We start from the raw sequence: 26,390 nt of genomic DNA on the forward strand, positions 1-26,390 counted from the left end.
CGGGGGACCGCGCGCATGCTCGACGCCATTCGTTGGGACACAGATCTGATTCACCGCTACGACCTGGCGGGGCCGCGCTACACGTCCTACCCCACCGCCGTACAATTCGACAGCCAGGTCGGCTCCTTCGACCTGCTCCATGCGCTGCGCGACAGTCGCAAGGCCATACGGCCGTTGTCGCTGTATGTGCACGTGCCGTTCTGCGCCAACATTTGCTACTACTGCGCATGCAACAAGGTGATCACCAAGGACCGTGGTCGCGCCCAGGCCTACCTGCAACGCCTGATGCAAGAGATCCAGCAGGTGGCCTGCCACCTCGACCCGAAACAGCCGGTGGAGCAACTGCATCTGGGGGGCGGCACGCCGACCTTTCTCAGCCATGACGAGCTGCGCCAGGTGATGACCCACCTGCGCCAGCACTTCAATCTGCTGGAGGACGATTCGGGCGACTACGGCATCGAAATCGACCCTCGCGAAGCCGATTGGGCAACCATGGGCCTGCTCCGTGAACTGGGCTTCAACCGCGTCAGCGTCGGCCTGCAAGACCTCGACCCCGAGGTGCAACGGGCGGTCAATCGCCTGCAGAGCCTGGAAGAAACCCGCGCGGTGATCGACGCGGCGCGTACCCTGCAATTTCGCTCGATCAATATCGACCTGATCTACGGTCTGCCCAAGCAGTCGCCACTCAATTTTGCGCGCACCGTGGAGGAAGTCATCGGCCTGCAACCAGACCGTCTGTCGGTGTTCAACTACGCGTATTTGCCGGAACGCTTCATGCCGCAGCGGCGGATCCATACCGAAGACCTGCCCTCGCCGGCAGAAAAATTACTGATGCTGCAAACCACCATCGAGCAGTTGACCCAGGCGGGTTATCGCTACATCGGCATGGATCATTTTGCGCTGCCGGATGACGAACTGGCCATCGCCCAGGAAGAAGGCACGCTGCAACGCAATTTCCAGGGCTACACCACGCACGGGCATTGCGATTTGATTGGACTGGGGGTTTCAGCGATCAGCCAGATCGGCGACCTGTATTGCCAGAACAGCAGCGACCTCAACCAGTACCAGAACGCCTTGGCCGGTGCGCAACTGGCCACCAGTCGCGGCCTGGTCTGTACCACCGACGACCGTCTGCGGCGGGACGTGATCCAGCAGTTGATCTGCCATTTCAGCCTGGAATTCGCGGGCATCGAGCAGAGGTTCAATATCGATTTTCGCGGCTATTTCGATGAGCTGTGGCCGCAGTTACAGATAATGGCTGCGGACGGCCTGATCGAGCTGGATGCCCGGGGCATCCGCGTGCTGCCGGCCGGGCGCCTGCTGGTGCGCTCGGTGTGCATGGTGTTCGATGCATACCTCGAGCACCAGAACCGGCAGCGGTTCTCGCGGGTGATCTGATTACATCGACAGCGAGGCGGCTTTCATCGAGTCTTCGGCACTCATGCCCTTCATCGACTTGGCCAGCGACGTCTGAGCGGACATCAGGCCCGCCTGCAGCGAACTGATCTCGCTCTGCAGCGCGCTGGTACGGGCGCGAGCCTCTTCAGGGGAAAGGTTATTGGCGGCGGCTACCGCCGCCAGCTCGGCTTGTTTTTCGGCAATCTGCTGCTTCAACTGGCGGATCATTTTCAGTACCTGCTTGACGTTGTCGTCCAGGCCGCTGTCATCGATGTCCGAATTGCTGCTCTTGGCCGCGCCTGCAGCCTGGAAGGCAGCAGCGGAAATAGTCACGGTTACACCTTCAACCACTTTGGTTTGCGTGGTTTTTTCAATCGCCGGGGCTTTTTCGTCGGCCTCGTTCGAAGCCTCTGCATCAGGCACAAACGGAACGCGCACAGCAGGATTGTAGGCACTGATAACAGACATGATCCAAGCTCCGTCTAATGGATGTGCCCCTGTATCGACCTCAAGCGCAGAATCTTTAGACCGCCGGCGGTTTCTCGTTGGCGCTGGCCTCGCCGCCCTCCAGTGCGTTACCCTTACGTCTTATGTGTGTTTTCCCACAAGGATTTAAGAAATGTCCGAGCCAGTTAAACAGCGCGCTCACGGCCAGGCCCACTGCAAGGATTGCAGCCTGGCCCCCCTCTGCCTGCCACTTTCATTGAATCTGGAAGACATGGATGCGCTGGACGACATCGTTAAACGCGGCCGCCCACTGAAAAAAGGCGAGTTTCTGTTTCGCCAGGGCGACAAGTTCGACTCGGTCTACGCAGTACGCTCAGGGGCGTTGAAGACGTTCAGCCTCAGCGATGGTGGCGAAGAGCAAATCACCGGTTTCCACTTGCCCAGCGAACTGGTCGGGCTGTCGGGGATGGACACTGAGATTCATCCGGTGTCGGCCCAGGCGTTGGAGACTACGTCGGTGTGTGAAATCCCCTTCGAGCGCCTGGATGAATTGGCCTTGCAACTGCCGCAATTGCGCCGTCAGTTGATGCGCGTGATGAGCCGCGAGATTCGTGACGATCAACAGATGATGCTGCTGTTGTCGAAAAAAACCGCCGACGAGCGCATCGCGACGTTCCTGGTCAACCTATCGGCGCGTTTCCGCGCCCGCGGGTTTTCGGCCAACCAGTTCCGCCTGAGCATGTCGCGCAATGAAATCGGCAATTACCTGGGTCTCGCGGTGGAAACCGTGTCCCGCGTGTTTACCCGCTTCCAGCAAAATGCGCTGATTGCCGCCGAGGGCAAGGAAGTGCATATCCTCGACCCCATCCAGCTGTGCGCGCTGGCCGGCGGTTCCCTGGAAATGTGATCCAGGGTCTGCGGCCAAGCGAACCCGCGAGGCCGCAGGTATACTTCGAGTCCGTTTTCCGCCCAGGACTCTTCGACGATGACTTTCGATTCGTTCGACATCAAATCCCTGATCCGCCCCGTCATCGACTTCCCCAAGCCTGGGGTAATCTTCCGTGACATCACGCCATTGTTCCAATCACCCCGTGCCCTGCGCCTGGTCGCCGACAGCTTTGCCCAACGCTATGTCGAAGCCGATTTCAGCCATATCGGCGCGATGGATGCACGCGGCTTCCTGATCGGCTCGATCATCGCCTATCAGCTCAACAAGCCACTGATCCTGTTTCGCAAGCAAGGCAAGCTGCCGGCCGACGTTCTGGCTGAGGGTTACCAGACCGAATATGGCGAAGCCTTCCTTGAAGTGCACGCCGACAGCCTGTGCGAAGGTGACTCGGTGCTGATGTTCGATGACTTGATCGCCACGGGCGGCACCCTGATTGCTGCGGCGAACCTGGTGCGGCGCATGGGCGCAAAAATCTTTGAAGCGGCGGCGATCATCGATTTGCCGGAGCTGGGTGGGTCGCAGCGCTTGGAAGACATGGGCATCCCGACGTTTTGCCTGACGCAGTTTGCCCTGACCGAGCGATAAGTAGTGTCCTGACTGGCCCCATCGGGAGCAAGCCCCCTCTCACACTTTTGACTGTGTCCACAAATCAAACTGTGGGAGGGGGCTTGCCCCCGATGGCTGTGTGTCAGTCAACAGATTCATTGGCTGATACACCGCTACCGGGAGCAAGCCCCCTCCCACATTGGGTATTTGCAGTGGTCGTTAGAGCGCGATCGGCTTACGGCCGGCGAAAGAGTGCGCCAAGGTGCCGCCGTCGACCAGTTCCAGCTCGCCACCCAGGGGCACACCATGGGCGATACGCGAGGTGATCAACCCTTTGTTGCTCAGCAATTGAGCGATGTAATGCGCCGTGGCTTCGCCTTCCACCGTCGGGTTGGTCGCCAGGATGATTTCGCTGAAGGTGCCCTGCTCTTCGATCCGCGCCACCAGCTGCGGGATGCCGATGGCTTCCGGCCCCAGGCCATCGAGCGGCGACAAATGGCCTTTGAGCACGAAATAACGCCCGCGGTAACCGGTTTGCTCCACCGCGTACACATCCATCGGCCCTTCCACTACGCACAGCAGGGTGTCGTCGCGACGGGGGTCGGCGCATTGCGGGCAGAGTTCTTCTTCGGTCAGGGTGCGGCATTGGCGACAGTGGCCTACACCTTCCATGGCCTGGCTCAAGGCCTGGGCCAAACGGGTGCCGCCGCTGCGATCACGCTCCAGCAGTTGCAGCGCCATGCGCTGGGCGGTTTTCTGGCCGACGCCCGGCAAGGTACGCAGGGCGTCGATCAGTTGGCGAATCAGGGGGCTGAAGCTCATGGGCGAAGGGTCCGACAAAACAACGAGACGCGGTTTATACCCGCGCCTCGGATTAGCGTCAAATGCTCAATCCTGTGCGACGCGCACCACCAACTTGCCGAAGTTGCGTCCCTCGAGCAAACCGATAAAGGCTTCAGGTGCCTGCTCCAGGCCGTCGACCACGTCTTCGCGGAACTTGATCTTGCCATCGCGCACCCAAGGCGCCATGGCGCTCAGGAACTCGGGCTGGCGATCACCGTAGTCGTCAAACACGATAAAGCCCTGGATGCGCACACGCTTGGTCAGCAAGGTGCGTTGCAGCGCCGGCAGGCGATCCGGCCCGCTTGGCGCTTCATGGGCGTTATACCCGGCGATCAGCCCGCAGAGCGGAATCCGCGCCTTGGGGTTGAGCAGCGGCAGCACGGCATCGAACACCTTGCCACCGACGTTTTCATAGTAGATGTCCACGCCGCTGGAACAGGCCTGCGCCAGCTCGTTGGCGAAATCTGCGCCCTTGTGGTCGATACAGGCATCAAAGCCCAGCTCATCCACCACGTAGCGGCACTTGTCCGCACCGCCAGCAATCCCCACCACGCGCAGGCCCTTGAGCTTGGCGACCTGGCCCACCACCGAGCCCACCGCACCGGAGGCAGCCGCCACGACCAGGGTTTCACCGGCCTTGGGCTGGCCGATGTCCATCAGGCCCATGTAAGCGGTCATGCCTGGCATGCCCAGGACCCCCAAAGCCATCGATGGGCTCGCCAAACCGTTGGGCACCGGCATCAGGTTGCGGCCATCGCTGATGCTATGGCTTTGCCAGCCGGTGGAGCCCACGACCAGGTCGCCCACTTCGAATTTCGGATGGCGTGATTGCTCGATGCGACTGACAGCGCCACCGGTCATCACCTCGTCGATTTCCACCGGCGCGGCGTAGGACGGCGCGTCGCTCATGCGTCCGCGCATGTAGGGGTCCAGGGACAGGTAGAGCGTCTTGAGTAGCACCTGGCCGTCCTCCAGCTCTGGCAGGGTTACCCGTTCGAGGCGGAAATTTTCCGGGGTTGGCGCGCCTTGAGGGCGTGAAACCAGGACGATGCGTTGGTTGAGCGTCGGTTCTTGAGGCATCAGGGGCTCCTTAGCGAATGCATGCGTATAGGGTGAAGACCCTGATTGTTGCACCAGGGTTCAGATCCAATAGGCACATACAAAAATGCCAGGCACGAGGCCTGGCATTCGGGTGCAGCGCAAAGCCGGTCAATCAGAACGGCAGCTTCATACCCGGTGGCAGTTGCATGCCAGCGGTCACGCCGCCCATTTTTTCCTGGCTGTTGGCTTCGATCTTGCGCACGGCGTCATTGACGGCAGCGGCGAACAAGTCTTCCAGCACTTCGCGGTCGTCATCGCTGACGCCCTCGAGCAGGCTGGGGTCGATGCTGACGCGCTTGATGTCGTGACGACCGGTCATCACCACGCTGACCATATCGCCACCGGCTTTACCGGTGACTTCGGCGTTGGCCAGTTCTTCCTGCATCTTGGCCATCTTTTCCTGCATCTGCTGCGCCTGCTTCATCAGGCCGGCCATGCCACCTTTCATCATGGGAATCACCTCAAAAGTACGTGGATCAAATTAGTCGCCCGGTTCATGATGCCTGGGGCGCCGGGGCTTCGACAGGTTCAATAGTATCGTGACGGACGACCGCACCGAACTGTTGCATCATTTGTTGGATAAGCGGGTCAGCCTGGATCGACGCCTCGGCGTCGCGCTGGCGGTTCAAACGCCGACGCGTCGCAGCCTGGGCCGGGGTTTCCTGCTCGGGCTTGATCAACTCGATGGCGATGGTCAGCGTGCGCCCATGGTACTGGTTGAGCGCGTCGTTGAGCCGGCGCTGCTGAGTGGCATTGAACAAGGCACTGTGGGCCGGGTCCAGGTGCAGCAGCCAGTGGTCGCCGTCGATGGTAATCAACGTGCAGTTGGCGGCGATACTGGCAGTCATGCCGGAGATCGGCAATTTTGGAAACAATTCCAGCCATTGCAGGGCCAGGCCGGTGGCCGGGGCGGCGGCAGGCTCCACCTCCGGCTCGGGGGCCGGCTCGGCGGTGTGTTCGCTGGCAAGTTCGTCCAGGTAGCTGTAGGCCGAATCCATGTCCGGCTCGATGTAGTCTTCGTCCAGCGGCGGTTCGTCGTCGAGGTCGATGCCGGGGGTGGCCGCCTCAACCTGGGCGACAGTCGGCTCGGGCACAGGCGCGGATACCCACTCCGGCGCATCCGGCACCGCGCTGTCCGGGGTTGGCGTGGGCATGGGGATCAACTCCGGCTGCTCGCCGGTGGTGTCCAGGACCGGCTCCACGGCGGGCTGTAGCTCCGGCTCGACGGGCGCTTCAACCGGGTCATTCCAGGGCAGATCGACCACCGGGGCGACTTGCGGCTCTGGCTCCGGCTCTGGCTCGATAACCGCTTCAGGCGCGGCCACCGGGGCGGCCACCACAGGCTCGGGAACCGCTGCGGGCGCAGCCACCACTGGCGCAACCGCCGCCGCGCCAGCCACTGGTTTGGCGGAATCAACTGTGGCCTGGCTGATCCCCACTGGCTTTAGCGGCTGTCTCGGCGCATCCGCCGAGTCGGCGGGCCGGAAGGCCAGCATCCGCAACAGCACCATTTCGAAGCCCCCTCGCGGGTCCGGCGCCAGGGGCAGGTCACGGCGGCCGATCAGGCCCATCTGGTAATAGAACTGCACATCTTCGGCCGGCAGCGCCTGGGCCAGCGCCAACACGCGGTCGCGGTCGCCATGGCCGTTATCGACACCCTCAGGCAATGCCTGGGCGATGGCGACGCGGTGCAGCACATTGAGGATTTCCGAGAGCACGCCGTTCCAGTCCGGGCCCTGCTCGGACAAGTGGCGCACGGCTTCGAGCAACGCCTTGGCGTCGCCCTCGATCAGCGCGTGCAGCACGTCGAATACCTGGCCGTGGTCCAGCGTGCCGAGCATGGCGCGCACATCGGCGGCCAGGACCTTGCCTTCACCAAAGGCGATGGCCTGGTCGGTGAGGCTCATGGCATCACGCATCGAGCCATCGGCAGCGCGGCCAAGCAGCCACAGCGCGTCGTCTTCGAACGGTACATTCTCGACGCCCAGCACGTGGGTCAAATGCTCGACCACCCGCTCAGGGGTCATGTTCTTCAGGGAGAACTGCAGGCACCGCGACAAAATAGTCGCAGGAAGTTTCTGCGGGTCGGTGGTGGCCAGGATGAATTTGACGTAGGGCGGGGGCTCTTCCAGGGTTTTCAACAGCGCGTTGAAGGAATGGCTGGACAGCATGTGCACTTCGTCGATCAGGTAGACCTTGAAGCGGCCACGGCTCGGCGCGTACTGCACGTTGTCGAGCAGCTCGCGGGTGTCTTCGACCTTGGTGCGGCTCGCGGCGTCGATCTCGATCAGGTCGACGAAACGCCCTTCGTCGATCTCGCGGCACACCGAACAGGTGCCGCAAGGGGTCGATGTGATACCGGTTTCACAATTCAGGCATTTGGCGATGATGCGCGCAATCGTGGTCTTGCCCACCCCGCGGGTACCGGTGAACAGGTAGGCGTGGTGCAGCCGCTGGCTGTCCAAGGCATTGATCAGAGCCTTGAGCACATGGGTCTGGCCGACCATTTCGCGGAACGAGCGCGGGCGCCATTTACGTGCAAGAACCTGATAACTCATCGAAAACCGTCGCAACTGGGAAGCGGAAGCCGGTAATGCTAGCGGAGCAGGGGGGAAATTGCATCCGGCACGCTCATAAAGTCGCCTCCCACAGGCTTAAATCTTCGGCGCCACCAAGCGTGCGTACTGTTCCTGGCTGATCCAGCCCGTGAACGAACGGTCATCGGCATTGATGAACTCGACCTGCGCCCAGCCGTCCTTGAAGGCCAGCACCCCCACCACATCATTCTTGACGATGTAAGGTCGCTTGGCGGCTTTGGCACCCGGGGCTTTCAACAGGTAAGCCTTGTCGGCCGACACCGTCACCAGGCCGATCCATTTTTTCCTGGCGGTCTGGCTCAACTCCAGGCCAGTCGCAATCTCTGGCATCAACACATTGATGCAACCTGGGTGCTGACGGCCTTGCGCCACGGTCAGGGTCACGCCGTCGGACGCCGCCGCCACGCTGCCGGGGTACGCCACATCGAGCCAGGTGGTCAGCGCTGCGGGCGTGCCCTGCAGAAAAAACCTGCAGCCCCGCGTCACGCCCTCGCCCAGGCTTTCCGAGTAGAACCCTTCGACCTGCTGCTGCGGCGTCACCGCCAGCATCAGCCCTTCGTACTTACCCGAATGCAACGCGGCCGAGCCTGCCAGGGCAGGCACCACGGCACACAGCGACAACACACCTACCGCCAGAAAACGAATCATCTTATTTCTTCCCTTCCAGTACGTCGTAGGCCTGCTTCATCAGCACGTCGTAGTTGCCATAGTCCTCACCGTTATAGTTGCGGGCCATGGCGGTAAAGTCCTTGGTTTTCATCGCACTCATCAACGCGGTATTTTTGCCGCAAAGGGCCAGGTAGGCCTTGAGCTGATTGCCGGCATTCACTTTCATTGACGCCACGAACTCAAACACCGTCTTGAACCCGCACGACGCAAAATTGAATCCCATGATCTGGAACATGCCCCACGAGGCCGACATCAACGCTGCTTCTTGGTCCAGCGCGAACGCAGTGGCCATGGTTTCCCAGGCTTTGACCTGATCCTTGTTGTTGGCCTGCCACTGCGGGCCGGCTTTTTTCTTGTAGATGTACGACAGCAGCGGGTGCGCCTGGTCGTAGATGTGCTTGGTGTACTTGCGAAATTGATGGCCTTCGAAGGCGATGATCGGCAACTTGGCCGGCCCGAAGCCCACCTTCCCGCCCGACTCCACGGTGGCGAATGCCTTGATGACATTCACCGAGATCCCATTGCCCAGCTGCTTGGCAGCGTTCTGGAAGTCCGTTTCGCTCAGCGTCGTGCCGCCATCACAGGTGGCTTGCATCATCAGCTGCCGGTTACGCCGTTCGGCCTCGATCACCGCGCGCACCTGGTTGAGATAGACATTGACCGTGGCCTGCACCGCATCGGCATTGTTATTGCCGAACGCGTTGAGAAAGCTCGGAATACGCATGCTCGGGAAGGCCTGCACCGGCACCTTCACCGCCTCTTCGATCAAGCTGTTGAACGTACGCCCGGTGGGGTCGATGACGCCATCGGGGTGGGCATATTTGAGATGACGGAACTGGTACTGGCTGATGCACTGCACCAACTGGCCGTCGCATTTGCCGTTTTCGGGCAGGGGGAAACCCATTTTGGGGATGATCAGGTTGAATAAATACTGGATGCACTGAACATCGGCAGGCAAGTTGCGAGCTTTACCGGGCGCGCCGACCGAGGCACTGATAAGACGAGGCAACCCTTGCAGGCTTTTCATGACAAACATCCTTGTGAGTTAAAGAAGTGAGAGCACTTCAATATCAATCCGCGCCGTTGGCATACGCCGAAACAAGCAGCCGGCGCACGCTAACAAGGTGGTTTGGGGTTGTCCAGAGGGGGTTTGGAAAGTTGTGAATCAGCCAGGGTAAATCACTCAGTAGCCATGCACGTCACGGGTCTTCTGGTACTGGTGGTAGTCAATCCACTCCACCACGTCATAGGGCAGATAAAGCTGCGTTGTGGCCCGGGAAATGGCGATATACACCGCGCACAGGCGCTGATCGAACGCATAGGCGTCCTTGAATTTCACATTGGTCAACAGCTCAGGCGTGAGCAACACCTGATCGAATTCCATGCCGCCAGCGTCGTGGGCCAGCATCAATAAACAGCGCTCGCCCGGATGGCCGCTCAGCCTGTTCAAGCGGGTCACGTCGGCAACGTTGAAGCCTTTCTCCAGCTCGGCCTCGACCCACAGAAATGCCTCATCGAACCGGCACGCGTCGCGCACTTGCTGCCAGTCGGCCAGATCGCTGAAAAACGGATGGGGCCCGCGGTCACTGTGCTCGCTGCCATAAAACTCTGGCTTGAACAGCGCGATGACGGTGTCCATGAAGTGCTTGAGGTCCTGCTGCGCTTCATTGTTGGGAAAGGCACAGGCACAGCGCTCTTCGCTCAGTTGAATGAGCCATTTCATGGTGTCCCAGTGGGACGCGGTCAGCACCACGCAGCCGGGTGGCGGTACGAAGCCCTGGGGATACAGCTCGATACCGACGTCAGCGTCCCGCGCACCCTCGAAGAGCACCTTGCTTTTCTCCGAGTGCTGGCTGATCAGCGGATTGACCAGGCGCTCGACGTTGCGCCCGGAACGCACGGAGTAGCTCACATCCGTGTGACGAACCTCACGGGCACGCCTGACCATCACCCCGCTGGCCTGCTGATACTCATCGCCCAGGGTAATCAGCACCTGGCGACCGCGTTCGATGATTTGCAGCAAGGGCGCCGGAATGTCCTGGCTCTCGTCAATCAGCACATGGGTGTAGCGGTCAGGCACCACGCTGCCCGCCAGGCTTGCGCGCTTGATCATCAGCAATGCTTCGAACCCGGTGTGGCTGCTCCAGGCCGCATTCGCCTCCAGGTAGCCCCATAACCGGCTGGAATATTCGACCAACGCCTGGGCATCGACAGAGGACAGCGGTTGCTTGAAATGCGGCAGATGCTTGGCCGACAGACTGTAATCCCAGGAGCGGCAGTAGCTTTCAAGCACCTTGAGGCAAACATCCAGCACCGCCTGCCCTTCCAGGCGACGAAAACCGAAGATGTTCAATTGCTGGGCCAGCGCCTGTTTGCTCGGGACGCGCACTTGCGTATTCACCGGCTGCGGCCTGGGGCCATGCAACAAAGCGTGCGCAAACGCCTGGAAGGTGTGCCCGGCTTTTCTCTCCCGCGTGCCCATCATGCGTGCGCGCAGGGTTTCCAGCTTGGCCGATGTACGTGCCAGCAGCAGCGTTTTTTCGGGGCGCAAGTGCTCCATCAGCGCCACCAGCAGGTGACTCTTGCCAATGCCGGCGTACCCTTGGACGTGCAGGTCTTCGTTCAGGTTGGCGCGAAAGGTCCTGACCAGCTTGTCCTGCTCGGCACTCAACCAGCGCTCGCGGTGCCTGGGCGTGACCATCTGCTGGCGGAACGGGTTGTTGGCCTTGAGGTGACGAACTTTGTATTCGACGTCCCATTTTCCATCGGGCAACAGGTAGGTTCGCGCCAGGACTTCATCGGCCAGCAGAAAACGCAACTTCAGGCTCTTGACCACATTCAGGCCAAAGTACAGCTTGCCTGGATCAAACAGCCGCTGCGCTTCCGACAGCAAGCTCACGGCAGCTGAATGCCTGGCATCCACCGCCCAGCCGATGAGCTTGGCCAGCACCCGTTCAGCGCCCACCGCGCTCAATTCGTTTTCCGGCATTTGCGCAAGATTCTGGATCACCAGCACCGCTGCCAGCTCTGGCTCGCTCAGGGCGACGAGCGCATTGGCAGCGTCGGCACCCAGCAAACCCGCACAGGTTTCATCCGTGATCGGCAGGAATACAGGGCTGGATAGATCAAAATGTTCCGAATGCATACAGCCTCATAGCCAGGGCAGAAACGCTTGGGAGTATGCCACTCGCGGTGAAATAGCCGTCATGAACTGTGCAACAAGCGTCACAGATGATTGGCTGGGGATATGGATTCAGAGAAGGGTACTACAGGAAGGAGCGTTATGGAGGCAACCCCACCAGCCACACCCCGGCACACAATGTTCCCGCTGTGGCTGCTGCCTTCCGGCTCTGACCAGGTTCACGGGTAATCGTTGCGGGGGGACCGATGGGGTCACCATAACGACGCTGGCCTCTCGGCAAGCGGGGCCATTGTACCGATCTCATCGGAAGTTACAACCGTAAAAAATGAGAAGCTTCAAGTACTTGCCATGGCCTTCAACAATGACGCTATCCAATGTGGGAGGGGGCTTGCTCCCGATGGCGGTGGGTCAGCCACTGATGAGTAGGCTGATACTCCGTCATCGGGGGCAAGCCCCCTCCCACACGGGCTGATCATTGTGCCTGTAGGACCTCATCGGCCCGGCCGCCCTCTTCCTGGATCACCAAGTGGATGAAGTGCAGCTTGGCGATCACCGCCGGCGGCAGCACGAAAGGGTAAAAGTCCGGCTGGCCCATGCTGCGCGACAATTCGTTGAGCATGCCGGCCAGTTCGATCCAGGCGTTGACGAAGGAGAGGAACGCCGCACCGCCAGGGTGCTCGGGGTCGTACAGCGTGGTCAGGGGGAACGGCTGGTAATCCAGGTCCATCTCGCGGGCGCTCATGCCGAAGCCCAAGGCGGTGTCGACCGCGTCCATCATATGCAGGTAATGCGCCCAGGTTTCGGCCCAATCTTCCCAAGGGTGCATGGTCGCGTAGGCGCTGACGCAGTTTTGCTGCCAGTCCGGACGTGGTCCGTTCTGGTAGTGCTGGTCGAGCGCGTCGGCGTAACTGGCGCGTTCGTCGCCGAACAGCCTGCGAAACGGCTCAAGCCAGTGGCTGCCTGCGATCAGGCGATCCCAGTAATAGTGGCCGACCTCATGGCGAAAGTGCCCGAGCAACGTGCGGTAGGGCTCGCGCATCTGCACGCGGATCTTTTCCCGATGAGCGTCGTCGGCTTCCTTGATATCAAGGGTGATCAGGCCGTTGGCGTGACCGGTGGTGGGCGTATTGCCTTGCAGGTCGACGCCGACGAAGTCGAACGCCAGGCCGGTGTCTTCGTCGACGCGTTTGGGCACCACCTGCAGGCCCAGGCTGATCAGTTGCGCCACCAGTCGACGCTTGGCGGTTTCCACCTTGCGCCAGCGCTCGGGGTTTTCCGGGACGGATAAGTCGGGGATGGTGCGGTTCAGGCTGCAGGCCACGCATAAGGGCAACGTGCTATGCGCCGGGATCAGCCAGTTGCAGGCGGCCGGGGTCTCGAGGTTGGCGCAACGGCGAAAGGCGCCGGCGTCGAGGTTGTCGTCCATCAGCCAGGTGCCGACTGCGGGGCCGGGCTGCAGTGAGGACAGGCGACTTTGCCAGGGGTGATAGCCCAGCAGCGCCGAGCAGGCCAGGCATTGGCTGTTGCGAAAGAACAACGACTGGCCGCAGCGGCATTGCCATACCTTGCTGTTACGCGAAGATCCGGCCATGAACGGTGCAGCGATACGCGAGCTGAGCTGGTCGAAGTAGCGGAACATGGCGATCTTTCCCTGGGGGCTGACTGAGACTAGATCATTTCCCTCGCAGGATCGTTCCCACGCTCAGCGTGGGAATGCATACGGTGACGCTCTGCGTCATGCCTTGGAAGAGCAGACGCGGAGCGTCCGGGGTGGCATTCCCACGCGGGGCGTGGGAACGATCGTCATACGGGTATGTTGTGCTTGGCCAGGAAGGCGACGAAGGCCTCCTCGTCCAGCACTTTAAGCCCCAGTTCGCTGGCCTTGGCCAACTTGGAACCAGCGCCGGGCCCGGCCACCACGCAATGGGTCTTGGCCGAAACGGAACCGGCCACCTTGGCGCCGAGGCTTTCCAGCTTGTCCTTGGCCACGTCGCGGCTCATCAACTCCAGGGAGCCGGTGAGCACCCAGGTGTGCCCAGCTTCCGGCAGGCCTTCGACGACCTTCTTCTCGCTCTGCCAATGCATGCCGAAGTCTTTGAGCTGCTGCTCGATGGCCAGGGCATGGCGGGCATTGTCCGGATTGTCGAAGAACTCACGCACGGCCTTGGCCTGTTTCTCGGGCAGGGCCTGGCGCATGTCCAGCCAGTCGGCCTTGATCACGCCTTCGAGGCTGCCGAACTTGTCCGCCAGTTTTTGCGCCGCGCCCGGCCCCACGGAGGGCACGTGCAGCTTGTCGAGCAGGCCGCCCAGGGTGGTGCTGGCGGCGAATTCGGCGCTCAGGTCGCCCTGTTCCTGCAATTGCAGGGCGCATTCATCGGGCGAAAGCAGCGCGCCGATCACGTCCTGGTTATGGCTGTCTTCAAAGAAGCTATGGATCTCGTGCGCCACTTCCAGGCCCACGTCCGGCAAGTATGTCAGCACTTCCGGCAATGCCTTCTGCACACGCTCGAGGGAGGCCAGGGAGCGCGCCAGCACCTTGGCGGTCTCCTCGCCCACATCGGGAATCCCCAGGGCGTAGATAAACCGCGCCAGGGTCGGCGTCTTGCTGTTTTCGATGGCGGCGATCAGCTTCTTGCTGGATATATCGGCGAAACCCTCCAGGTCGATGATCTGCTCGTACTTGAGCTTGTAGAGGTCGGCGGGCGAGCCGATGAGTTTTTCATCCACCAGTTGCTCGATGGTCTTGTCGCCCAGGCCGTCGATGTCCATGGCGCGGCGCGAGACGAAATGAATGATCGCCTGCTTGAGCTGCGCGCCACAGGCCAGGCGCCCGACGCAGCGGTACACCGCGCCCTCGCTGACGGTTTCCTTGCCCTTGCTGCGCTTGACCAGCTGCGTGCGCTCCACATGGGAACCGCATACCGGGCAGTGCTCGGGGATCTGCACGGCGCGAGCGTGCTCCGGGCGACGCTCGGCCACCACCGACACCACCTGCGGGATCACATCCCCAGCGCGGCGGATGATTACCGTGTCGCCGATCATCAGGCCCAGGCGCGCCACTTCGTCCATGTTGTGCAGGGTGGCGTTGGACACGGTCACACCCGCGACCTTGACCGGCTTCAAACGCGCCACGGGCGTGACGGCACCGGTGCGGCCGACCTGGAATTCCACGTCGAGCAACTCGGTCAGCTCTTCCATGGCCGGGAATTTATGCGCAATGGCCCAGCGCGGCTCGCGGGCGCGGAAGCCCAGTTCACGCTGGGAAGCGATGCTGTTGACCTTGAACACCACGCCGTCGATTTCATACGACAGGCTGTTGCGCCGCGCGCCGATGTCGCGGTAGTAGTCCAGGCATTCCTGAATGCCCTTGGCCAGTTTCAGCTCATGACTGATCGGCATGCCCCACTTCTGCAACTGCTTGAGGTTACCGATATGGGTGTCACTGATATCCGCCGTCACTTGGCCGATGCCATAGCAGCAGAATTCCAGCGGGCGGCTGGCGGTGATCTTCGAATCCAGTTGGCGCAGGCTGCCAGCGGCCGCATTGCGCGGGTTGGCGAAGGTTTTGCCGCCAACCTCCAGTTGCGAGGCATTCAGGCGTTCGAACCCGGCCTTGGACATGAACACTTCACCGCGCACCTCCAGGGTGGCCGGCCAGCCGCTGCCTTGCAGCTTCAACGGGATGTTACGCACGGTGCGCACATTGACGCTGATGTCTTCGCCGGTGGTACCGTCGCCTCGGGTCGCGCCGCGTACCAACTCGCCGTTCTGGTACAGCAGGCTGACCGCCAGGCCGTCCAGCTTCGGCTCGCAGCTGTATTCGACGCTGGCGAACAAGTCACCGGCCGGCAGGTCCAGCCCCTCGGTCACCCGCCGATCGAATTCGAGCATGGTCGCTTCATCGAAGGCGTTGCCCAGGCTGAGCATGGGGATCTCATGCCTGACTTGGGTGAACGCCGACAGCGCCGCACTGCCGACCCGCTGCGTCGGTGAATCACGCGTCACCAGTTCCGGATGCTCGGCCTCCAGGGCCTTGAGCTCATGGAACAAGCGGTCGTACTCGACGTCCGGAATGCTCGGCTCGTCGAGGACGTGGTAGCGGTAGTTGTGCTGATCCAGTTCAGCGCGCAGTTCGAGGATGCGGGTATGGGCGGCGGTCATGGGTGTTCTCTCATAAAGCAAAAGAGCAGCCGAAGCTGCTCAATATGTTAGTGCGCTTATTCTACTGACAACGCCGAAGCGCAATCCTCAGCGTTTCTGTGTCAGGGCGCGACGCTCGAACTCGACGATGCGCTGACGGTAATGCTCGATGGTCTGGGCGGTGAGCACGCTGCGTTGGTCGTCCTTGAGCTCGCCGTTCAGTTCCTGGGACAGCTTGCGCGCTGCAGCCACCATCACATCGAAAGCTTGTTTCGGGTGACGCGGGCCTGGCAGGCCGAGGAAGAAACTGACCGCCGGGGTGCTGAACAGGTCGATATCGTCCAGGTCGAACGTGCCCGGCTTGACCGCGTTGGCCATGGAGAACAGCACTTCGCCGTTACCCGCCATGCTTTCGTGACGGTGGAAAATATCCATCTCGCCAAAGCGCAGGCCGCTTTCAAGGATATTCTGCAACAGCGCCGGGCCTTTGAAGCCACCGGCATCGCGGCAGATCACACTGATCACCAGCACTTCTTCGGCGGCCGGCTGATCGTTGACCGATTGGCGCGGGGCGTTCTTGCCGGCGTTTTCATCCGGGAAGTCATCGTCGCGGCTGCTGAAGCTCGGGCCTTCGTCGACATCGAGGTTCAAGTCGCCCTGATGCGGCTCGGCCACGCCAGCACCGCCGCGCTTGCCACGCTTGGACGATGGTTCACGGGCTTCACGCACCGGCGCGCTCATCGACGGCAGGTCGTGCTCGTCCAGCTGCGGTTCCTTGTGGGTGTCCAGCACACGGGGAGGCCCCAGCAACTCGGCGCTGCCGTCGTCGTCGGGCAAGTTGGACAGGTTTCGGTCCAGGCGAAATTTAAGCTTGCCCTTGCCACCGCGCATGCGGCGCCAGCCATCAAAAAGAATACCGGCAATGACAATGATGCCGATGACGATCAGCCACTCGCGCAGACCGATTTCCATGTAATCCCGTGCCTCTATAAAAAATGCTGAAAAATAAGGGGTTTAGCACCGTGCAAACCGCTTTAAAACGTGGCGCCAACTCTATGTTCTGACTGACGTTTTGCCCACGCATACGAAAAATTGACATTAAACTAGCACGACCAAAGATAACTTTACACAGTTGCAGCGAAATGTGTCGAATTGCCAGCTTTTCGGCATGGTAGGTAATTTCCTACAGCCAGCTCCAACTGTGGCTACAAGCTCTGAGCTTCAAGCTTCAAGCTGCAAGCTGCAAGCCCACTCACTTGAAGCTTGGAGCTTGGAGCTTGGAGCTTGGAGCTTGGAGCTTAAAACTAACAACTCGCCGCTAGGCGTCCACCATCTTCATCGCCTCTTCCACATCCACCGCCACCAAACGCGAACAACCCGGCTCATGCATCGTCACGCCCATCAACTGATCGGCCATTTCCATGGCGATCTTGTTGTGGGTGATATAGATGAACTGCACGGTCTGGGACATCTCCTTGACCAGCCGAGCGTAGCGTCCAACGTTAGCGTCATCCAGCGGTGCGTCAACTTCGTCGAGCATGCAGAACGGTGCCGGGTTCAGCTTGAAAATGGCAAATACCAGCGCCAGCGCCGTCAGAGCCTTTTCGCCGCCGGACAACAAATGGATGGTGCTGTTCTTCTTGCCCGGAGGCCGCGCCATGATCGTTACCCCTGTATCGAGTAGATCTTCGCCCGTCAGTTCCAAGTAGGCGCTGCCACCACCGAAAACTTTTGGGAATAACGCCTGTAAACCGCCATTAATCTGATCAAAGGTATCCTTGAAGCGATTGCGGGTCTCCTTGTCGATCTTGCGGATCACGTTTTCCAGGGTGTCGAGGGCTTCGACCAGATCGGCGTCCTGGGCATCCAGATAACGTTTGCGCTCGGACTGCTGCTGGTACTCATCGATGGCCGCGAGGTTGATCGCACCGAGTCGCTGGATACGCGCGGCAATCCGCTCAAGTTCTTCTTCGGCGTCTTTTTCGTTGGCCTGGGCGGTCAGTGTGTTGAGCACGCCGTGCAGGTCATAACCGTCTTCGAGCAGTTGATCCTGTAAAGTCTTGCGGCGCACGGTCAGCGCTTGCCACTCCATACGCTGTTGTTCGAGCTGGCCGCGAATCAACTGGGACTGCTGCTCGGCCACGGTGCGGCGCTTTTCGGCGTCGCGCAGTTCGAGGTCGGCGTCTTCCAGGGCGATCTGCGCGGTCTTGAGTTCTTCGTCGACGCTCATGCGTTTGTCGAGCAGTTCTTCAAGCTTGAGGCGCAGCTCTTCAAGAGGCGCTTCGCCCTCCTCCAGGTTGAGGCTCAGTTGCTCGCGCTTTTCGGTGAGGCGTTCCGATTGCATCTCCAGGCGCTCGAGGGCCTGGCGCGTGGAATCATGTTGGGCACGCAACGAGCCCAGGCGCACCGCCAACTGGTGGGCGTGGTCTTTGTGCTGCCGGGCTTCCTGGCGCACGCGGTCGAGGCGTTCGCGCAGGCTGTCGCGCTGGGCCAGCAGCAGTTCGCGCTGCTCGGTGTCCAGGGCCATGCTGTCGAGGGCTTCCTGCAGGTGCAGGCGCGCTTCGCCGACCTGTTCATGCTCCAGGGCGCGCTGTTCGCCCATCTCGGCGACTTCTTCGTCAAGGCGGGTGCGGCGCAGGGTCAGTTGTTCGACCTTGGCCTTGCTCGCCGATAGCTGGGCTTTGAGTTCGCCTTGCTGGCGTGCCTCGTCCTGCAACAGGCGGCGCAGGTGTTCGCGGCCGGTCTCTTGCTGGCGTTGAGTAGCGCGCAGGGTTTGCAGTTCGGTTTCCAGGCTTTCCAAGGTGGCTTCGCGCTCTTCACGCTCGGCGCTCAGGTTGACGATTTCCTGGCCACGGGCCAATACGCCGCTTTCAGCTTCGCTGGCGCGTCGCACGCGCAGAAAGTGCCGGCCGACCCAGTAACCGTCGCGGCTGATCAGGCTTTCGCCGGCCGCGAACTGGCCGCGCTGGGCCAAAGCCTGCTCAAGGGTCTCCACGGGTTTGACCTGGCCCAGCCACGGCGACAGGTCAATCGCCGCCTCGACCTTGTCCAGCAGGCTGCCCGGCACGCGCGTGCCATCGGCGGCCGGGCTGAGCAGACGCAAGTCACCCTGGGCAAAACCGGCCAGGTCGAAGCCGCCAAAATCATCCACCAGCACCGCTTGCAGGTCGGCGCCCAACACGGTTTCCACCGCCAGTTCCCAACCGGCTTCTACTTTCAAACCCTCGGCCAGGCGCGGGCGTTCGGCCAGGTGCTGGTCGCGCAGCCATTCGGCGGTGCCGGTGCCAGGATCCAGCGCGGCTTGCTGCAAGGCTTCGAGCGATGCCAGCCGCCCGTTGAGCCGCTGCAAATCGCCCTGGGCCTGCTGCTGCGCCTGGCTCGCCGTGTGCAGTTGCTGGCGCAATTGCTCCAGGCGTTCCACTTGCTGCGCTTCGCTGGCCTCGAGCTCTTCCAGGGTCATTTCGCTTTCGGCCAGTTGCTCGCTCAACTGCAGGATCGCCGCGTCTTCCGGGTCGGCGGCGAGCAACACGCGCTCTTCCTGCAGACGGCGCTGACGCTCGGCCAAACGCTCCATGCTGGTTTCCAGTTGCTGGATACGCGACTGCTGCACCTCGGCCTGGCGCCGCGGTTCGGCGGATTTGAGGTTGAACGTGTCCCACTGCTCCTGCCAGCCGTGCATGCTGGTTTCGGCCTCTTCCAGCGCCGCCGCGGCTTCTTCGGCGGCGGCACTGGTGATTTCCTGCTCGGGGGTGAGCATGTCCAACTCTTCGCCCAGGGTCAGCAGCAAGGTGCGGTCGTGGCCCAGGTGCGATTCGGTCTCCAGGCGTGCGCGCTCGGCTTCCTTCAGATCGTCCTGCAACTGGCGCAGACGCTGCTGGCCGTGCTGGATGCTCTGTTCGACCCGGGCAATGTCGCCGCCCACCGAATAGAAGCGCCCCTGCACCAGATTGAAGCGTTCGGACAGCTCATGGTGCCCGTCCCGCAGGCGTTCGATACTGGCGTCGGCGTTGCGCTGCTCGGCCACCAGCGCTTCGAAGCTGACCTCCTGGGTGCCGATGATCGCCTCGCGCTGGCCGACCTGATCGTTCAACGCCTGCCAGCGCAGGGCCGACAGTTGGGCCTTGAGCTGGCGCTCTTCGCCCTTGTATTCCTGATACTTCTCGGCGGCCTGGGCCTGGCGGTGCAGGCGCTCCAGCTGGCGTTCCAGTTCTTCGCGCAGGTCGGTCAGGCGGGCGAGGTTTTCATGGGTGCGGCGGATGCGGTTTTCGGTCTCGCGGCGGCGCTCCTTGTACTTGGAGATGCCGGCCGCTTCCTCGATAAAGTTGCGCAGGTCTTCAGGCTTGGCTTCGATCAGCTTGGAGATCATGCCCTGCTCGATGATCGAGTAGCTGCGCGGGCCCAGGCCTGTGCCGAGGAAGATATCGGTGATGTCGCGTCGACGGCATTTGGTGCCGTTGAGGAAGTAACTGTTCTGGCTGTCGCGCGTGACTTTACGGCGGATGGAGATTTCGGCGTAGGCCGCGTACTCGCCGATCAGGGTGCCGTCAGAATTGTCGAACACCAGTTCGATGCTGGCCTGGCTCACCGGTTTGCGGCTGGTGGAGCCGTTGAAGATGACGTCGGTCATCGACTCGCCGCGCAGGTTTTTTGCCGAGCTCTCGCCCATCACCCAACGAACGGCGTCGATGATGTTCGACTTGCCGCAGCCATTGGGCCCGACCACCGCCGCCATATTACTGGGGAAGTTCACCGTGGTCGGGTCGACGAAGGATTTGAACCCCGCCAACTTGATGCACTTGAGCCGCACGCTTAGGCGTCCGCCAACGCTGCGATCACCAGCGTGCTGCTGCGCTGGCAGTAAGCCGACAATACCAGGCGGATCTGCGCCAGATCACGGGCCAGCACGGCAGCGAGCAGCTGTTCGAACAGCGTCAGGTACTCGCTCATTTCCGCCTTGCGCTGCTCCAGGGCCAAATAATAGGCACGGTTCATCGCCGGCTGCAGGTTCTCGACGGTTTCCTGCAGATACGGGTTATTAGCGAAGGGGTACGCGGCGCGCATCACATTGAAGCTTTCTTCGACGAAGGCGCGGATGTCCTGGCGCTCATAGCTGGCCATCAGGCGCTGCTGGATTTGCAGGAAGGGCGCCATGTCGGCCTGGGTCTGCCAGCCTTCGGCAACCGCATTGCCGAGCAGGATGTACATCTCGCCCATCAACGTACACAGGCTCTGCACTTTGTGTGCGCTGAGTTCGGTGACGTGGGCGCCACGGCGCGGCAGGATCGCGATCAGGTGCCGGCGCTCGAGGATCAGCAGGGCTTCGCGCACGGAACCACGGCTGACATTCAGCGCCAGCGTGACTTTCTGTTCCTGGATCCGCTCCCCAGGCTTGAGATCGCCGCGAATGATACGTTCGGCGAGGTGGTGAGCGATTTGCTCGGCGAGACTGTCCGGCGCCTTGAACGTCATGTTTTCCCTTCAAAATCTGCTATCGGTACAAGCGCGGCAGTGTAGCGCATTGGCCCGCTGATGGCGCTACGCCCACGGTGGCGAATTTGGCATGAAACACGCAAGCCTGGAAAGCCACAAGCCCCTGAAAACACCGGTTCCAGAAGACTGAACCATAATTGAATAGGTTGTGACCGCAGTTTCTTGACCCTCAGGTCAGAAAATCATTGACCGAAAAGTCAGACATGACTAGATTCGGCGCAAAGCGGTTAACAACAATAATGAATCTGCGAGGCCTTCCGTGATCCAGTTTTTACTTAACCAGGAACTCCGTAGCGAGCACGCCCTGGACCCCAACCTGACCGTGCTCAACTATTTGCGTGAACATGTGGGCAAATCCGGCACCAAGGAAGGCTGCGCCAGCGGCGACTGTGGTGCATGCACCGTGGTGGTCGGTGAGTTGCACCGCAACGATCAAGGCGTCGAGCAGATTCGTTATCGCAGCCTCAATTCGTGCCTGACCTTTGTCTCGTCGCTGCACGGCAAGCAACTGATCAGCGTTGAAGACCTCAAGCACCAGGGCCAACTGCACAGCGTGCAACAGGCGATGGTCGAGTGCCACGGTTCACAGTGCGGCTTCTGCACGCCGGGTTTCGTGATGTCGTTGTTTGCCCTGCAAAAGAACAGTGACGCCCCCGACAGCCAGAAAGCCCATGAAGCCCTGGCCGGCAATCTGTGCCGCTGCACCGGCTATCGCCCGATTCTGGCCGCCGCCGCACAGGCCTGCTGCAACAAGCCCCAGGACCAGTTCGACAGCCGCGAGGCCCGGACCATCGCGCAGCTCAAGGCCATTGCGCCGACACAAACCGGTGAACTCAACAGTGGCGACAAACGCTGCCTGGTGCCGTTGACCGTCAGCGACCTGGCCGACCTCTACGACGCCTATCCGCAAGCCCGCCTGCTGGCCGGCGGCACCGACCTGGCGCTGGAAGTCACCCAGTTCCATCGCACCCTGCCGGTGATGATCTACGTCGGCAATATCGAAGAAATGAAGCGCATCGAATCCTACGACGATCGCCTGGAAATCGGCGCCGCCACCGCCCTCTCCGACTGCTACGCCGCGCTGCACCACGCATACCCGGACTTCGGCGAATTGCTGCATCGCTTCGCCTCGCTGCAGATCCGCAACCAGGGCACCCTCGGCGGAAACATCGGCAACGCCTCACCGATTGGTGATTCGCCGCCGTTGCTGATCGCCCTCGGCGCACAGATTGTGCTGTGCAAGGGCAATACCCGGCGCACCCTGGCGCTGGAGGACTACTTTATCGACTACCGCGTGACCGCCCGCCAGGACAGCGAATTCATCGAGAAAATCATCGTGCCCAAGGGCCACTCACTGTTTCGCGCGTACAAGGTTTCCAAGCGCCTGGACGATGATATTTCTGCCGTGTGCGCCGCCTTCAACCTCAAGCTCGACAACGGTGTGGTCAGCGAGGCCCGCGTCGCCTTCGGCGGCATGGCCGCCATCCCCAAGCGCGCCAGGCACTGCGAGACGCAGCTGACGGGTGCTACCTGGAACGCCGCCACCGTGGAGAAAGCCTGCGCCGCCCTGGCCGAGGATTTCACCCCGCTCTCGGACTTCCGCGCCAGCAAGGAATACCGCCTGCTCAGCGCGCAGAACCTGTTGCGCAAATACTTCATCGAACTGCAAACGCCGCACATCGAGACTCGGGTGACCGCTTATGTCTAACCATCACGCCGTGGAAAAAACCCAGGCCGAACTGGCCGAACTGTTCGCCCGCGACCTGACCTCCGGGGTCGGCCGCAGCGTCAAGCATGACAGCGCCGCCAAGCATGTCAGCGGTGAGGCGCAGTACATCGACGACCGCCTCGAGTTTCCTAACCAGTTGCACCTGTATGCGCGCATGTCCGACCGCGCCCACGCGAAAATCCTCAGCATCGACACCGCGCCCTGCTACGCCTTCGACGGCGTGCGTATCGTGATCACCCACGAAGACGTACCGGGCCTGAAAGACATCGGCCCGTTGATGCCCGGCGATCCGCTGCTGGCCATCGACACCGTGCAGTTCGTCGGCCAGGTGGTACTGGCCGTGGCCGCCCGTGATCTTGAGACCGCCCGCAAAGCGGCCATGGCGGCGGTGATCGAATACCAAGACCTGGAGCCGGTACTGGACGTGGTCGAGGCGTTTCGCAACAAACACTTCGTGCTCGACAGCCACACCCACCAACGCGGTGATTCGGCCGGCGCTTTGGCAACGGCTCAACACCGCCTCCAGGGCACGCTGCACATCGGCGGCCAGGAACATTTCTACCTGGAGACCCAGATTTCCTCGGTGATGCCCACCGAAGACGGCGGGATGATTGTCTACTGCTCCACGCAGAACCCCACCGAAGTGCAGAAGCTTGTCGCCGAAGTGCTCGACGTGTCGATGAACAAGATCGTCGTCGATATGCGCCGCATGGGCGGTGGCTTCGGCGGCAAGGAAACCCAGGCCGCCAGCCCCGCCTGCCTGTGCGCGGTGGTGGCGCGCCTCACCGGCCAGCCGACCAAGATGCGCCTGCCGCGGGTCGAGGACATGCTGATGACCGGCAAGCGCCACCCCTTCTACATCGAATACGACGTGGGCTTCGACGACGCCGGCCGTTTGCACGGCATCAACCTGGACCTGGCCGGCAACTGCGGTTGTTCGCCAGACCTGTCCAACTCGATTGTCGACCGCGCGATGTTCCATGCCGATAACGCTTATTACCTGGGCGACGCGACGGTGAACGGCCATCGCTGCAAGACCAACACCGCCTCCAACACCGCTTATCGTGGCTTCGGCGGCCCGCAAGGCATGGTCGCCATCGAGGAAGTGATGGACGCCATCGCCCGCCACCTGGCGCTGGACCCGCTGGCCGTGCGCAAGGCCAACTATTATGGCAAGACCGAGCGCAACGTCACCCACTACTACCAGACCGTCGAGCACAACATGCTTGAAGAAATGACCGCCGAGCTTGAGGCCAGCAGCCAATATGCCGAGCGCCGCGAAGCGGTCCGCCTGTACAACGCCCACAGCCCGATCCTGAAAAAAGGCCTGGCGCTGACGCCGGTTAAATTCGGCATCTCGTTTACCGCCAGCTTCCTCAACCAGGCCGGTGCGCTGATCCACATCTACACCGACGGCAGCATTCACCTGAACCATGGCGGTACCGAGATGGGCCAGGGCCTGAATACCAAGGTCGCCCAGGTGGTGGCCGAAGTGTTCCAGGTGGATATCGACCGCGTGCAGATCACCGCCACCAACACCGACAAGGTGCCCAACACCTCGCCGACAGCAGCCTCCAGCGGCGCCGACCTGAACGGCAAGGCCGCGCAGAATGCCGCCGAAACCATCAAGCAGCGCCTGGTGGAATTTGCCGCGCGCAAGTACGACATCAGCGAGGCGGACGTGGAATTTCGCAACGGTCATGTGCGCGTGCGTGAACAGATCCTGAGCTTCGAGGCGCTGATCCAACAGGCGTATTTCGCTCAGGTCTCGCTGTCGAGCACCGGTTTCTACAAAACCCCGAAGATCTTCTACGACCGCAGCCAGTCACGCGGGCGACCGTTCTACTACTTCGCCTTTGGCGCGGCGTGCTGCGAAGTGATCGTCGATACCCTGACCGGCGAATACAAAATGCTGCGCACCGACATCCTGCACGACGTGGGCGCCTCGCTGAACCCGGCCATCGACATCGGCCAGGTGGAAGGCGGGTTTATCCAGGGCATGGGCTGGCTGACCATGGAAGAGCTGGTATGGAACAACAAGGGCAAGCTGCTCACCAACGGCCCGGCCAGCTACAAGATCCCGGCCGTGGCGGACATGCCGCTGGACCTGCGGGTCAAGCTGGTGGAAAACCGCAAGAACCCGGAGGACACGGTGTTCCATTCCAAGGCCGTGGGGGAACCGCCATTCATGCTCGGGATTGCCTCGTGGTGCGCGATCAAGGATGCGGTGGCGAGCCTGGGTGACTATCGTCATCAGCCCAGGATCGACGCGCCGGCCACGCCGGAGCGGGTGTTGTGGGGGTGTGAGCAGATGCGGCAGTTGCAAACAAACGCCACTCAAGCTGCAACCGAGCTGGCTTGATCGTTCCCACGCTCTGCGTGGGAATGCCGGCCTGGACGCTCTGCGTCCGCTCTGGTGACGCAGAGCGTCACGGTATGCATGCCCACGCGGAGCGTGGGAACGATCTACAGACACCACAAGAGGTGACCATGAACAACTGGATCAGCGCCCTCGCCGACCTGCAGAACCAAGGCGAACCCTGCGTGCTCGTCACCATCATCGAGGAGCTTGGCTCCACGCCGCGCAACGCCGGCTCGAAGATGGTGATCAGCGCCGCCCACACCTTCGACACCATCGGCGGCGGGCACCTGGAATACAAGGCGACGCACATCGCCCGCGACATGCTTGCCCGTGGCCAGCAGAACACCCACCTGGAGCGTTTCAGCCTCGGCGCGAGCCTGGGCCAGTGCTGCGGCGGCGTGACGGTGCTGCTGTTCGAACCCATGGGCCAGGTGCAGGCGCAGATCGCGGTGTTCGGCGCCGGCCACGTGGGGCGTGCGCTGGTGTCGTTGCTGGCGAGCCTGCCGTGCCGGGTGCGCTGGATCGACTCGCGCGAGCAGGAGTTTCCGTCACACATCCCCCAGGGCGTGCGTAAAATCGTCAGCGAAGAGCCAGTCGACGAAATCGCCGACTTGCCGGCGGGCAGTTACTGCATCGTCATGACCCACAACCACGCACTGGACCTGGAACTGACCGCCGCCCTGCTCAAGCGCAATGACTTTGCCTACTTCGGCCTGATCGGCTCCAAGACCAAACGGGTCAAGTTCGAACATCGCCTGCGCGATCGCGGCTTCGACACCGCGCACCTGCAACGCCTGCGCTGCCCGATGGGCCTCAGCGAGGTGAAGGGCAAATTGCCGGTAGAGATCGCCATTTCCATCGCCGGCGAAATCATCGCCACCTACAACGCCCAGTTCGGCCAGCACACCGCCAGCGCCGAGCCCATCGCCAAACTGCTGCCGGTGTCACGCCGCAGCCACGCCAAGAATTGAGATCAG

The 26,390-nt window shown here is 61.6% G+C and carries 19 protein-coding genes and 1 other RNA gene; 6 read left to right on the forward strand and 14 right to left on the reverse strand.

The genetic code is table 11. The features are described from left to right. The first annotated feature begins 15 nt into the window (after positions 1–15). A complete protein-coding gene (gene hemN, locus C4J90_RS19020; protein ID WP_124420571.1) occupies positions 16–1,398 on the forward strand; it encodes an oxygen-independent coproporphyrinogen III oxidase in 1,383 nt (460 codons plus the stop codon). Here hemN and C4J90_RS19025 read toward each other — a convergent pair whose 3' ends face one another. Then, positions 1,399–1,866: a hypothetical protein gene (locus C4J90_RS19025; protein WP_124415299.1), complete on the reverse strand. Its 468-nt coding sequence runs from the start codon at positions 1,864–1,866 to the stop codon at positions 1,399–1,401. Positions 1,867–2,017: 151 nt separating this feature from the next. On the opposite strand from C4J90_RS19025, the gene fnr reads away from it, so the two are divergent. Together fnr and C4J90_RS19035 are read left to right on the forward strand one after the other, a co-directional pair. Then, entirely contained in the window at positions 2,018–2,752 is a 735-nt protein-coding gene (gene fnr / locus C4J90_RS19030; protein WP_124363895.1) for a fumarate/nitrate reduction transcriptional regulator Fnr, read from the forward strand. A gap of 78 nt (positions 2,753–2,830) precedes the next feature. Then, complete coding sequence (locus C4J90_RS19035; RefSeq protein ID WP_124363896.1) at positions 2,831–3,379, forward strand: adenine phosphoribosyltransferase; 549 nt, start codon at positions 2,831–2,833, stop codon at positions 3,377–3,379. 180 nt (positions 3,380–3,559) lie between these two features. Here C4J90_RS19035 and recR read toward each other — a convergent pair whose 3' ends face one another. The 13 genes from recR to C4J90_RS19100 all read right to left on the reverse strand — a co-directional run bounded on the left by recR (position 3,560) and on the right by C4J90_RS19100 (position 21,301). Next, positions 3,560–4,162, reverse strand: a complete 603-nt coding sequence (gene recR, locus C4J90_RS19040) for a recombination mediator RecR (RefSeq protein WP_124363897.1) — start codon at positions 4,160–4,162, stop codon at positions 3,560–3,562. 66 nt (positions 4,163–4,228) lie between these two features. Next, complete coding sequence (locus tag C4J90_RS19045; RefSeq protein WP_124415300.1) at positions 4,229–5,263, reverse strand: NADP-dependent oxidoreductase; 1,035 nt, start codon at positions 5,261–5,263, stop codon at positions 4,229–4,231. A 133-nt stretch (positions 5,264–5,396) separates the two neighbouring features. Next, positions 5,397–5,735, reverse strand: coding sequence for a YbaB/EbfC family nucleoid-associated protein (locus tag C4J90_RS19050; protein WP_124363899.1), 339 nt, complete (start codon positions 5,733–5,735; stop codon positions 5,397–5,399). A gap of 43 nt (positions 5,736–5,778) precedes the next feature. After that, the gene (gene dnaX / locus C4J90_RS19055; protein WP_124420572.1) at positions 5,779–7,842 is read right to left on the reverse strand and encodes a DNA polymerase III subunit gamma/tau; all 2,064 of its coding nucleotides are present in this window, start codon (positions 7,840–7,842) and stop codon (positions 5,779–5,781) included. A gap of 96 nt (positions 7,843–7,938) precedes the next feature. Next, the gene (locus tag C4J90_RS19060; protein ID WP_124363901.1) at positions 7,939–8,529 is read right to left on the reverse strand and encodes a hypothetical protein; all 591 of its coding nucleotides are present in this window, start codon (positions 8,527–8,529) and stop codon (positions 7,939–7,941) included. A 1-nt stretch (position 8,530) separates the two neighbouring features. Next, a complete protein-coding gene (locus tag C4J90_RS19065; RefSeq protein ID WP_124420573.1) occupies positions 8,531–9,577 on the reverse strand; it encodes an N-acetylmuramidase family protein in 1,047 nt (348 codons plus the stop codon). A gap of 156 nt (positions 9,578–9,733) precedes the next feature. Then, a complete protein-coding gene (locus C4J90_RS19070; protein WP_124420574.1) occupies positions 9,734–11,695 on the reverse strand; it encodes an AAA family ATPase in 1,962 nt (653 codons plus the stop codon). 148 nt (positions 11,696–11,843) lie between these two features. Continuing rightward, an RNA gene (ffs, locus tag C4J90_RS19075) (signal recognition particle sRNA small type) lies at positions 11,844–11,940 on the reverse strand. Positions 11,941–12,164: 224 nt separating this feature from the next. After that, a complete protein-coding gene (locus C4J90_RS19080; protein ID WP_124420575.1) occupies positions 12,165–13,331 on the reverse strand; it encodes a putative zinc-binding metallopeptidase in 1,167 nt (388 codons plus the stop codon). Between the two features lie 164 nt (positions 13,332–13,495). Then, entirely contained in the window at positions 13,496–15,853 is a 2,358-nt protein-coding gene (gene ligA / locus C4J90_RS19085) for an NAD-dependent DNA ligase LigA (protein ID WP_124420576.1), read from the reverse strand. A gap of 87 nt (positions 15,854–15,940) precedes the next feature. Beyond that, entirely contained in the window at positions 15,941–16,804 is an 864-nt protein-coding gene (gene zipA, locus C4J90_RS19090) for a cell division protein ZipA (protein ID WP_124420577.1), read from the reverse strand. 346 nt (positions 16,805–17,150) lie between these two features. Then, positions 17,151–20,639, reverse strand: a complete 3,489-nt coding sequence (gene smc, locus C4J90_RS19095) for a chromosome segregation protein SMC (RefSeq protein ID WP_124420578.1) — start codon at positions 20,637–20,639, stop codon at positions 17,151–17,153. Between the two features lie 2 nt (positions 20,640–20,641). After that, entirely contained in the window at positions 20,642–21,301 is a 660-nt protein-coding gene (locus tag C4J90_RS19100; protein ID WP_124363911.1) for a GntR family transcriptional regulator, read from the reverse strand. Between the two features lie 280 nt (positions 21,302–21,581). Here C4J90_RS19100 and xdhA point away from each other — a divergent pair, with 280 nt between their 5' ends. The 3 genes from xdhA (at position 21,582) to xdhC (ending at position 26,384) form a co-directional block, all read left to right on the forward strand. Further along, a complete protein-coding gene (gene xdhA / locus C4J90_RS19105) occupies positions 21,582–23,030 on the forward strand; it encodes a xanthine dehydrogenase small subunit (protein ID WP_124420579.1) in 1,449 nt (482 codons plus the stop codon). Further along, positions 23,023–25,413 carry a xanthine dehydrogenase molybdopterin binding subunit gene (gene xdhB / locus C4J90_RS19110; RefSeq protein WP_124420580.1) on the forward strand — a complete coding sequence of 797 codons (2,391 nt, stop codon included), beginning with the start codon at positions 23,023–23,025 and terminating at the stop codon, positions 25,411–25,413. The genes xdhA and xdhB overlap by 8 nt, the downstream gene beginning before the upstream one ends. A gap of 128 nt (positions 25,414–25,541) precedes the next feature. Next, a complete protein-coding gene (xdhC, locus tag C4J90_RS19115) occupies positions 25,542–26,384 on the forward strand; it encodes a xanthine dehydrogenase accessory protein XdhC (RefSeq protein ID WP_124420581.1) in 843 nt (280 codons plus the stop codon). The last annotated feature ends 6 nt before the right edge of the window (positions 26,385–26,390 follow it).

Source organism: Pseudomonas sp. R2-60-08W (assembly GCF_003852335.1).
Taxonomy (GTDB): Bacteria; Pseudomonadota; Gammaproteobacteria; order Pseudomonadales; family Pseudomonadaceae; genus Aquipseudomonas.

Coding starts and splice junctions, on each gene's coding strand:
- xdhB (WP_124420580.1), top strand. CDS start 23,023: ATGTCTAACCATCACGCCGTGGAAAAAACCCAGGCCGAACTGGCCGAA.
- C4J90_RS19070 (WP_124420574.1), bottom strand. CDS start 11,695: ATGCATTCGGAACATTTTGATCTATCCAGCCCTGTATTCCTGCCGATC.
- recR (WP_124363897.1), bottom strand. CDS start 4,162: ATGAGCTTCAGCCCCCTGATTCGCCAACTGATCGACGCCCTGCGTACC.
- ligA (WP_124420576.1), bottom strand. CDS start 15,853: ATGACCGCCGCCCATACCCGCATCCTCGAACTGCGCGCTGAACTGGAT.
- C4J90_RS19100 (WP_124363911.1), bottom strand. CDS start 21,301: ATGACGTTCAAGGCGCCGGACAGTCTCGCCGAGCAAATCGCTCACCAC.
- fnr (WP_124363895.1), top strand. CDS start 2,018: ATGTCCGAGCCAGTTAAACAGCGCGCTCACGGCCAGGCCCACTGCAAG.
- hemN (WP_124420571.1), top strand. CDS start 16: ATGCTCGACGCCATTCGTTGGGACACAGATCTGATTCACCGCTACGAC.
- C4J90_RS19080 (WP_124420575.1), bottom strand. CDS start 13,331: ATGTTCCGCTACTTCGACCAGCTCAGCTCGCGTATCGCTGCACCGTTC.
- C4J90_RS19065 (WP_124420573.1), bottom strand. CDS start 9,577: ATGAAAAGCCTGCAAGGGTTGCCTCGTCTTATCAGTGCCTCGGTCGGC.
- C4J90_RS19045 (WP_124415300.1), bottom strand. CDS start 5,263: ATGCCTCAAGAACCGACGCTCAACCAACGCATCGTCCTGGTTTCACGC.
- C4J90_RS19025 (WP_124415299.1), bottom strand. CDS start 1,866: ATGTCTGTTATCAGTGCCTACAATCCTGCTGTGCGCGTTCCGTTTGTG.
- xdhC (WP_124420581.1), top strand. CDS start 25,542: ATGAACAACTGGATCAGCGCCCTCGCCGACCTGCAGAACCAAGGCGAA.
- C4J90_RS19060 (WP_124363901.1), bottom strand. CDS start 8,529: ATGATTCGTTTTCTGGCGGTAGGTGTGTTGTCGCTGTGTGCCGTGGTG.
- C4J90_RS19035 (WP_124363896.1), top strand. CDS start 2,831: ATGACTTTCGATTCGTTCGACATCAAATCCCTGATCCGCCCCGTCATC.
- C4J90_RS19050 (WP_124363899.1), bottom strand. CDS start 5,735: ATGATGAAAGGTGGCATGGCCGGCCTGATGAAGCAGGCGCAGCAGATG.
- zipA (WP_124420577.1), bottom strand. CDS start 16,804: ATGGAAATCGGTCTGCGCGAGTGGCTGATCGTCATCGGCATCATTGTC.
- dnaX (WP_124420572.1), bottom strand. CDS start 7,842: ATGAGTTATCAGGTTCTTGCACGTAAATGGCGCCCGCGCTCGTTCCGC.